Raw genomic sequence first — 9,955 nt, forward strand, 5'->3', positions numbered from 1 at the left:
ACTTTACTTTGTATGTTTATTATACTCCTTTTTGGAAAATCTTGAAAGCGATTTATGCAATATTTCTGAAATTTTTAAAAGGTCTGACAAAATGCTTAGTTGGACAGTTTATTAAAAATAATTCTCTTTTTGGAGGATTTAGGTTATAATAGGGGAAATGAGGTGAAGGTATGAAACAATTTGATAAATCATCTAAATTAGAACATGTTGCCTATGATATCCGTGGTCCAGTGCTTGAAGAAGCTAACCGCATGCGAGCAAACGGGGAGAAGATTCTCCGACTAAACACAGGAAATCCTGCCGAGTTTGGCTTAGAAGCGCCAGATGAGGTCATTCGTGATTTGATTCGCAATGCGAGAGACTCTGAAGGGTATTCAGACTCTAAGGGGATTTTTTCAGCCCGTAAGGCGATTATGCAGTATTATCAGCTGCAGGATGTTCATGTGGACATTGATGACATTTATGTTGTCAATGGGGTTAGTGAAGGGATTTCCATGTCCATGCAGGCTCTTCTTGACAATGGCGATGAGGTCTTGGTGCCTATGCCTGACTATCCTTTGTGGACAGCGTGTATCAGTCTAGCAGGAGGCAATGCCGTGCACTATATCTGTGACGAGCAGGCAGGTTGGTTCCCAGATATTCAGGACATCAAGTCTAAAATCACATCCAACACAAAAGCTATTGTCCTCATCAATCCTAACAACCCAACAGGAGCGGTCTATCCTCGTGAACTCCTAGAGGAGATTGTGGACATCGCTCATCAAAATGATTTGATTATCTTTTCAGATGAGGTCTATGACCGTCTGGTCATGGATGGTAAGAAGCATATTCCTATTGCCTCTATCGCTGATGATGTCTTTACAGTGACCATGTCTGGCTTGTCCAAGTCGCACCGTATCTGTGGTTTTCGTGTCGGCTGGATGGTGCTCGCTGGTCCTAAGCGCAATGTCAAAGGTTACATCGAAGGGCTCAATATGCTCTCAAACATGCGTTTGTGTTCAAACGTCCTTGCTCAGCAAGTCATCCAAACCTCTCTTGGTGGTTATCAGTCCTCTGATGAGCTGTTACTGCCAGGCGGGCGTCTCTATGAGCAACGTAATTTCATTTACGATGCGATTAAGGATATTCCAGGTTTGTCGGCTGTCAAGCCAAATGCAGGGCTCTATATCTTCCCTAAGATTGACACCAACATGTACCGTGTCGAGGACGATGAAGATTTTGTGCTTAATTTCTTGAAGCAAGAAAAGGTACTTTTGACACACGGTCGAGGCTTTAATATGGCGACACCAGACCACTTTAGAATCGTCTATCTACCACGAGTAGATGAACTCAGTGTCTTGCAGGAAAAACTCACACGCTTTTTACAACAATACAAGCGTTAATAGAAGAGAAGGTTAGAGTAAGCTCTAGCCTTCTTTTCTAAAGAACCCCATTGCTTTCTTGAAAAGCCTTATAAATTGTGATAAAATTGAGTGATTAAGTATAGTTATCGAAAGGAAAAGGAATGGCAAATCTTCTACGAAGTATCGTCGAAAATGACAAGGGTGAATTGCGTAAACTCGAAAAAACAGCTAAGAAAGTAGAATCTTATGCGGATGCAATGAGCGCCCTCTCAGACGAAGAATTACAAGCAAAAACGCCAGAATTTAAGGAACGTTATCAAAATGGAGAAAGTTTAGATGCCCTCTTACCAGAAGCTTTTGCGGTGGTGCGTGAGGCAGCTAAGCGTGTTTTAGGGCTTTTTCCTTATCGTGTACAGATTATGGGGGGAATTGTTCTTCACCACGGAGACATTCCAGAGATGCGTACAGGAGAAGGGAAAACACTAACAGCGACCATGCCCGTTTATCTCAATGCCCTATCAGGTGAGGGTGTTCACGTTATCACGGTCAATGAATACCTGTCAGAGCGTGATGCGACCGAGATGGGTGAGGTTTACAGTTGGCTTGGTCTATCTGTAGGGATTAACCTTGCAGCCAAGTCGCCATTTGAAAAGCGTGAAGCTTATAACTGTGACATCACTTACTCAACCAACTCAGAAATCGGCTTTGACTATCTTCGTGACAACATGGTGGTTCGTCAAGAAGATATGGTGCAACGTCCGCTCAACTACGCTCTTGTCGATGAGGTGGATTCTGTCTTGATTGACGAGGCGAGAACACCACTCATCGTCTCAGGACCAGTCAGCTCTGAGACTAATCAGCTCTATATTCGAGCAGACAAGTTTGTCAAGACCCTTAATCAAGATGACTACATCATTGATGTGCCAACCAAAACTATTGGTCTATCAGACTCAGGGATTGACAAGGCAGAAGCTTACTTTAACCTCAACAACCTCTATGATATTGACAATGTTGCTTTGACGCACTATATTGACAATGCGCTTCGTGCAAACTATATCATGCTTTTGGATATTGACTATGTTGTCAGCGAAGACCAAGAGATTTTGATTGTCGACCAGTTTACAGGGCGTACCATGGAGGGACGTCGCTTCTCTGATGGGCTTCACCAAGCCATCGAAGCAAAAGAAGCTGTGCCTATCCAAGAGGAGTCTAAAACCAGCGCTTCTATCACTTATCAAAATATGTTCCGTATGTACCGCAAGCTCTCAGGGATGACCGGTACAGGGAAAACAGAGGAAGAGGAATTCCGTGAAATTTACAACATGCGTGTCATTCCCATTCCAACCAACCGTCCAGTAGCTCGTATTGACCATCCAGACCTTCTCTATCCAAACTTACAAGCTAAGTTCAATGCCGTTGTTGAGGATGTGCGTGCTCGTCACGAAAAAGGTCAACCTGTCTTGGTTGGTACAGTTGCTGTTGAAACCAGTGATTTGATTTCTAAAAAGCTGGTGCAAGCAGGTGTGCCACACGAAGTGCTCAATGCCAAAAACCACTTTAAAGAAGCGCAAATCATCATGAATGCTGGTCAGCGTGGAGCGGTGACCATTGCGACCAATATGGCAGGACGTGGTACCGACATTAAACTTGGTGAGGGTGTGCGTGAGCTTGGTGGGCTTTGCGTTATCGGAACTGAGCGCCACGAGAGCCGTCGTATTGACAACCAGCTGCGTGGACGTTCTGGGCGTCAAGGGGATCCAGGTGAGTCTCAATTTTACCTCTCCCTTGAAGATGAACTCATGCGTCGCTTTGGGTCTGACCGTATCAAGGCTGTCCTTGAGCGCATGAATATGAACGACGACGATACGGTTATCAAGTCTCGTATGCTAACACGTCAGGTTGAGTCTGCTCAAAAACGTGTCGAAGGAAACAACTACGACACCCGTAAGCAAGTCCTCCAGTACGATGATGTCATGCGTGAGCAGCGTGAGATTATCTATGGTGACCGCTACAATGTCATCGTGGCAGACCACGATCTGACACCAGAGATTCAAGCTATGATTGAGCGTACCATCAACCGTGCTGTTGATAGTCACAGCCGAGCAAGTAATAGCCGCAACGAAGCGCTTGAAGCGATTGTCAACTTTGCCCGCTCTGCCTTGGTACCAGAAACGTCTATTTCCGTTTCTGATTTGCGTAATCTCAAAGATGACGATATTAAAAAGAACCTTTATAACCGTGCGATGAAGGTCTACAATGCACAAATCTCAAAACTCTCCACACCAGACGCCATCCTAGAGTTCCAAAAAGTACTCATCTTGATGGTTGTTGACAACAAATGGACAGAGCATATTGATGCGCTGGATCAATTGCGTAATGCCGTTGGTCTGCGTGGTTATGCTCAAAATAACCCGATTGTCGAATACCAATCAGAAGGTTTCCGTATGTTCCAAGATATGATTGGCTCAATCGAGTTTGACGTGACACGTACCATGATGAAAGCACAAATTCATGAGCAAGAGCGTGAGCGTGCTGAAGCGCATGCGACCACAACTGCGGCAGCTAATATCGCTGCGAAAGCACCGGGTGCAGCCAATGTTCCTGTTGAAAAGCTTGATTTTACTAACGTCAAGCGTAATGATCCATGTCCATGTGGTTCAGGGAAAAAATACAAAAATTGTCATGGACGCAAACAATTTTAGGGAGTTGCAGAAAATTCTGAAAATTTATCCAAAACTCCTCCTAAAAATGGTATAATAAAAAAACTTTACAAAAGTAATAATTAGAGGAGTTTCTATGTCATTTAAATCACTCAGTCCTAAAATCGATGTCAATGAGGTGCGTAGCGTCTCAAAACTTAGCCAAGAAGCTTTAGCGAAAAAAGAACAGCGTGACCGTGAGTTAGAAGCCATCATCAAAGGCGAAGACGACCGTTTGCTTTTAGTCATTGGACCATGCTCGTCTGATAATGAAGAGGCTGTCCTTGAGTATGCTAAGCGCCTAGCTAAGCTGCAAGAAGAAGTCAAAGACCGTGTCTTTATGGTTATGCGTGTCTATACGGCAAAACCTCGCACCAACGGTGACGGCTACAAGGGGCTTATGCACCAGCCAGATACTGATGCAGCGCCTAGCTTGATTAACGGTATCAAGGCAGTGCGTAACCTCCACTATCGTGTCATCACTGAGACAGGGATGACGACTGCTGATGAGATGCTCTATCCAGAAAACTGGCCTTTGGTTGAGGATTTAGTGTCTTACGTAGCCATCGGTGCACGCTCTGTTGAGGATCAACAGCACCGCTTTGTGGCGTCTGGTTTTGACGTACCAACTGGTATGAAAAATCCAACATCAGGCAACCTCAAAGTGATGTATAATGGGATTTACGCTGCGCAAAACAAGCAAACCTTCCTCTACAACAACGAGGAAGTTGAAACCAGCGGAAACCCCGTAGCGCATGCGATTTTACGTGGGGCACTTGACGAAAATGGCAAGAATATCCCAAATTATTATTACGACAACCTTTTAGAAGCGATTGATTTGTACGAAAAACAAGGGCTTGAAAATCCTTTTATCGTGATTGACACCAATCATGACAACTCAGGTAAGCAATATCTTGAGCAAATCCGTATCGTCCGTCAAACCCTTATCAATCGTGACTGGAATGACACAATCAGACGCTACGTTCGTGGCTTTATGATTGAGTCTTACCTAGAGGACGGACGTCAAGACCAACCAGAGGTCTTTGGTAAATCTATCACAGACCCTTGCCTTGGTTGGGACAATACAGAATCCTTGGTTCGTGAAATTTACACAACCTTAGAAAGCAAGTAGAGGAATGGGAATACATCAAAAAAGTGCGACCATTGACATCGCACAAGTCAAAGAATTATCAAAACTTGAAGGGGAATTTTTAGTCCGCAAAGAAGCTCGTGATAAGGAGCTTGCAAACATCATCAAAGGCGAAGATGAGCGCTTACTTTTAGTCATTGGACCATGCTCGTCTGACAATGAAGAAGCTGTTCTTGAGTACGCTAAGCGCTTAGCCAAATTGCAAGACGAAGTTAAGGACAAGATTTTCATCGTCATGCGTGTCTATACGGCAAAACCTCGCACCAATGGTGACGGCTACAAGGGGCTTATGCACCAGCCAGATACGTCTAAGCTGCCTGATCTTATCAATGGTGTGGCTGCTGTTCGTCATCTGCACTACCGTGTCATCACAGAGACTGGCTTGACAACGGCTGATGAGATGCTCTACCCTTCTAACCTTGGTCTTGTGGACGATTTGGTGTCTTACCATGCGATTGGGGCACGTTCTGTTGAGGACCAAGAACACCGCTTTGTGGCGTCAGGGATCGATGTACCGACAGGGATGAAAAACCCAACATCTGGTAACCTCAATGTCATGTTTAACGCTGTCTATGCTGCACAAAATGCGCAGAACTTTATTTATCAAAATGCTGAAGTCGAAACAGATGGCAACCCTCTAGCTCACGTCATCTTGCGTGGTGCTCTTGATGAGCACGGTGACAATATTCCAAACTATTACTATGATGATTTGCTCAAGGCAATCGCAAAATATGAGGATATGGGGCTAGAAAATCCGTTCATCGTCATTGACACCAACCATGACAATTCAGGTAAGCACTACTTGGAGCAAATCCGTATCGTGCGTCAGACGCTGATCAACCGTGACTGGAATGCGAAAATCAATCGCTATGTCCGTGGTTTCATGATTGAGTCTTACCTAGAAGATGGGCGTCAAGATCAGCCAGAGGTCTTTGGAAAATCCATCACAGATCCTTGTCTAGGCTGGGATAAAACGGAAAAACTCATCCGTGAAATTCATGCAACGCTTAGCCATGATTCCTTTGAAGAGTTGATTTTCTAAGTGTTTGTGTAAGAGATAAGAAAAGGCTAAGTCCCCTAGTAAAGAGGTGATTTAGCCTTTATTGCTTGCTGGGTAGCAAATAAAAAGGTGGTAAATGTCATGATAGTTGGACATGGTATTGATTTACAGGAGATTAGCGTAGTGTGGCAGGCCTATGAGCGTAGAGGGCGCTTTGCCTCTAAGGTTTTGACCCCAAAAGAGCTGGAGCGTTTTAAGCAGCTAAGCTCACAAAAGCGTCAAGCGGAGTATTTGGCAGGACGTTGGGCGGCAAAAGAAGCCTTTGCCAAGGCCATGGGGACAGGTATCGGGCAAGTGACCTTTCAGGACATTGAGGTCTTAAATGACAGTTTGGGTGCGCCCTATATTGCTAAGTCTCCCTTTTCTGGAAAGGCTTGGCTCTCGATTTCGCATAGCGGATCTTTTGTACAAGCAAGTGTTATTTTGGAGGATGTAAAATGATTTCAAGTATTCATAGACCAACGCAAGCTTTGATTGATTTAGAAGCGATTGAGCATAATATCGCAGCTGTTAAAGAGCATATTCCAAGTGAAACCTTTGTCTACGCTGTGGTCAAGGCAAATGCCTACGGACACGGTGCTGTGACTGTTGCACGCTCAGTTGAAGCTCGTGTGGATGGTTTTTGCGTGTCCAATATTGATGAAGCAGTGGAGTTGAGACAAGCTGGTATCACAAAGGAAATCTTGGTTCTAGGTGTCGTTATGCCCAATCAGCTCGACTATGCTAAAGAATACGACATCGTGCTGACAATAGCCAGTCTTGACTGGCTGGCTCTAGCGGAGCATGAGGGTATGGCGCTTGACGGCTTACGCTGTCACATCAAGATTGACTCTGGTATGGGGCGTATTGGTGTGCGTACAAGTGCGGACGCTAATCAGCTTATCAGTTCCTTAAAAGCAGCAGGTGCCTTGGTGGAGGGTGTCTTTACCCACTTTGCAACGGCTGACGAGGCAGATACTCAGCACTTTGAGGAACAACTAGCGACCTTTAAGAAGATAGTGTCTGAGCTGAGCGATTGTCCTAAGCGTGTGCATGCTAGTAATTCAGCGACTAGTCTGTGGCATAGCGAGACGATTTTTTCAGCGGTACGCCTTGGTATTGTCATCTATGGGCTAAATCCAAGCGGCAGAGAGCTTGAGCTTCCTTATCGCCTGAAGCCAGCACTCGAGTTGACCTCTAGTATCATCCATGTCAAGGAGCTTGAGGCAAATGCAGCCGTTGGCTATGGGGCGACCTATCGCAGTCAAGAAAAAGAAGTAATTGCGACTATTCCTATTGGTTATGCGGATGGCTGGACACGTGATATGCAGGGTTTTGAGGTGCTTGTAGATGGTCAGAGGTGCGAGATTGTCGGGCGTGTGTCTATGGATCAGCTGACCATTCGCCTGCCAAAAGCCTACCCTCTAGGGACTCCAGTGACGCTTATCGGGCGCAACGGTTCTGAGGAAATCACAGCTACAGATGTAGCTGACAAGCGTCAGACCATCAATTATGAGGTGCTGTGTCTTTTGAGTGACCGCATTCCCCGCTTTTACAAGGGTGAGACTCATGTTAAGTGAAAACTCTCCTCTAACTGAGCTCAAAGGAATTGGACCTAAGTCCGCTGAAAAGTTCCAGCAGTTGGGGATTTTCACCGTGGCAGATCTCTTGCTTTATTTTCCTTTTCGCTATGAGGACTACAAGACACGCTCGGTTTTTGAGCTTCAAGATGGTGAAAAAGCAGTGGTGACAGGCACCTTGGTCACACCAGCCAATCTCCAATATTATGGACGTCAAAAAAATCGCTTAAGTTTTAAGCTAAAGCAGGGTGAGGTGGTGATTAGCGTCAGCTTTTTCAATCAACCCTACCTCAAGGACAAGCTACAGCTAGGCAGCGAGCTGGCTATTTTTGGCAAATGGGACAGTAAAAAGACGGCGCTGACGGGTATCAAGTTATTGGCGCAAGTGCAAGAGGATATGCAGCCTGTCTATCGTCTCACGCAGGGTGTCACGCAGGTGATTCTCGTGAAGGCTATAAAAACAGCCTTTGAGAGCGGTGTTTTGGAGCGTTTACCAGAGACCCTACCTCAGGTGCTCATCGACAAATACCGTCTCTTCTCACGCAAAGAAGCTATCACTGCCATGCATTTTCCAAAAGACTTAGTAGAGTACAAGCAGGCGCTAAGGCGTGTCAAGTTTGAAGAGCTCTTTTATTTCCAGATGAACTTGCAAGTGTTAAAAGCACGGCGCAAATCCGACCAGCACGGCTTGGCTATTGCCTATGACGAGGAAAAGTTAGCGGCTAAAGAAGCGTTACTACCTTTTTCACTAACGGGTGCTCAAAAGCGCAGTTTAGATGAGATTTTGCAGGATATGCGCTCACAAAGCCACATGAACCGTCTCTTGCAGGGAGATGTCGGTTCGGGCAAGACTGCTGTTGCTAGCCTTGCCATGTATGCAGCATACAGCGCTGGTTTTCAGTCTGCTCTCATGGTTCCAACGGAAATTTTAGCGGAGCAGCACTACGAGAGCTTGACGCAGCTTTTTCCGGAGCTTTCGATTGCTATTTTGACTTCTGGGATGAAAAAAGCAGCAAAGGACACCGCTCTTGAGCAGATTAGAGAGGGTAGCGTTCAGATGATTGTCGGCACTCACGCTCTCATCCAAGAAAATGTCGCCTATCACAAGCTAGGGCTTGTCATTACCGATGAGCAGCACCGCTTTGGGGTCAATCAACGCCGTGTTCTGCGTGAAAAGGGGGAAAATCCAGATGTCTTGATGATGACAGCGACCCCCATCCCACGGACACTTGCCATCACTGCCTTTGGTGAGATGGATGTGTCGATTATTGATGAATTGCCAGCAGGGCGCAAACCCATCATCACCCGCTGGGTCAAACATCAGCAGTTAGATACCGTTCTTTCTTGGCTCAAAAAAGAGCTGGAAAAAGGAGCACAAGCCTATGTTATCTCGCCACTGATTGAGGAGTCTGAGTCGCTTGATTTGAAAAATGCAACGGCTCTGTATGAAGAATTGAGTCATTATTTTAAGGACAGCGCCGAGGTTTCCCTCATGCACGGGCGCATGTCAGCTGAGGAAAAAGACAGCATCATGCAGGCGTTTAAGGAGCAAAGAAGTCAAGTTTTGGTCTCCACAACGGTCATCGAAGTGGGGGTCAATGTGCCCAATGCTACCATCATGCTTATTATGGACGCTGACCGCTTTGGACTTAGCCAATTGCACCAGCTCAGAGGACGTGTCGGACGTGGCGATAAGCAGTCCTATGCCATCTTGGTCGCTAATCCCAAGACAGACAGTGGAAAAGAGCGCATGAAAATCATGACAGAAACTACAGACGGCTTTGTTCTGGCTGAAGCGGACCTCAAAATGCGAGGCTCAGGTGAGATTTTTGGCACCAGACAGTCTGGTATTCCAGAATTTAGAGTGGCAGACATCATCGAAGATTACGCTATCTTGGAGGAGGCTAGGAGAGTATCTAGCCAAATTGTCAGCCAACCAAACTGGGACAAGGAAAAAGACTGGCAGATGGTTGTCAAAAACCTCAAAGAACACTCCATTTTTGACTAATCTTATCCAAAAGAAACACAAAAAGAGACCGGTACTAGCCCCCAAAAATGAGACACAAGAAAAACACTCCTGTTGAAAATCTAGTAAACTAGAAACAGGAGTGTTTTGTTATGGTCAAAAAAGCATATTCATTAGA

Annotated in this window: 7 protein-coding genes; all 7 read left to right on the forward strand. The window is 45.6% G+C overall.

Annotated elements, in window-relative coordinates:
- Positions 1-170: 170 nt before the first annotated feature.
- The 7 genes from AALA56_RS03480 (at position 171) to recG (ending at position 9,819) form a co-directional block, all read left to right on the forward strand.
- The gene (locus tag AALA56_RS03480) at positions 171-1,382 is read left to right on the forward strand and encodes a pyridoxal phosphate-dependent aminotransferase (RefSeq protein ID WP_369908768.1); all 1,212 of its coding nucleotides are present in this window, start codon (positions 171-173) and stop codon (positions 1,380-1,382) included.
- A gap of 122 nt (positions 1,383-1,504) precedes the next feature.
- Positions 1,505-4,045 (forward strand): preprotein translocase subunit SecA, encoded by a 2,541-nt coding sequence (secA, locus tag AALA56_RS03485; protein WP_369908769.1) that lies wholly within the window; start codon positions 1,505-1,507, stop codon positions 4,043-4,045.
- A 94-nt stretch (positions 4,046-4,139) separates the two neighbouring features.
- Complete coding sequence (locus tag AALA56_RS03490) at positions 4,140-5,174, forward strand: 3-deoxy-7-phosphoheptulonate synthase (protein WP_369908770.1); 1,035 nt, start codon at positions 4,140-4,142, stop codon at positions 5,172-5,174.
- 4 nt (positions 5,175-5,178) lie between these two features.
- Positions 5,179-6,234: a 3-deoxy-7-phosphoheptulonate synthase gene (locus AALA56_RS03495; RefSeq protein WP_369908771.1), complete on the forward strand. Its 1,056-nt coding sequence runs from the start codon at positions 5,179-5,181 to the stop codon at positions 6,232-6,234.
- Positions 6,235-6,333: 99 nt separating this feature from the next.
- A complete protein-coding gene (acpS, locus tag AALA56_RS03500; RefSeq protein ID WP_369908772.1) occupies positions 6,334-6,693 on the forward strand; it encodes a holo-ACP synthase in 360 nt (119 codons plus the stop codon).
- Positions 6,690-7,811 carry an alanine racemase gene (gene alr, locus AALA56_RS03505; protein ID WP_369908773.1) on the forward strand — a complete coding sequence of 374 codons (1,122 nt, stop codon included), beginning with the start codon at positions 6,690-6,692 and terminating at the stop codon, positions 7,809-7,811. The genes acpS and alr overlap by 4 nt, the downstream gene beginning before the upstream one ends.
- Positions 7,801-9,819, forward strand: a complete 2,019-nt coding sequence (gene recG / locus AALA56_RS03510; protein WP_369908774.1) for an ATP-dependent DNA helicase RecG — start codon at positions 7,801-7,803, stop codon at positions 9,817-9,819. The genes alr and recG overlap by 11 nt, the downstream gene beginning before the upstream one ends.
- Positions 9,820-9,955: the final 136 nt, after the last annotated feature.

The organism is Streptococcus hyointestinalis (genome assembly GCF_041225505.1).
Taxonomy (GTDB): Bacteria; Bacillota; Bacilli; order Lactobacillales; family Streptococcaceae; genus Streptococcus; species Streptococcus hyointestinalis_B.

What these genes read in the sequence shown, in the direction of transcription:
- AALA56_RS03490 (WP_369908770.1), top strand. Translation starts at nt 4,140, where the DNA reads ATGTCATTTAAATCACTCAGTCCTAAAATCGATGTCAATGAGGTGCGT.
- AALA56_RS03480 (WP_369908768.1), top strand. Translation starts at nt 171, where the DNA reads ATGAAACAATTTGATAAATCATCTAAATTAGAACATGTTGCCTATGAT.
- alr (WP_369908773.1), top strand. Translation starts at nt 6,690, where the DNA reads ATGATTTCAAGTATTCATAGACCAACGCAAGCTTTGATTGATTTAGAA.
- recG (WP_369908774.1), top strand. Translation starts at nt 7,801, where the DNA reads ATGTTAAGTGAAAACTCTCCTCTAACTGAGCTCAAAGGAATTGGACCT.
- AALA56_RS03495 (WP_369908771.1), top strand. Translation starts at nt 5,179, where the DNA reads ATGGGAATACATCAAAAAAGTGCGACCATTGACATCGCACAAGTCAAA.
- secA (WP_369908769.1), top strand. Translation starts at nt 1,505, where the DNA reads ATGGCAAATCTTCTACGAAGTATCGTCGAAAATGACAAGGGTGAATTG.
- acpS (WP_369908772.1), top strand. Translation starts at nt 6,334, where the DNA reads ATGATAGTTGGACATGGTATTGATTTACAGGAGATTAGCGTAGTGTGG.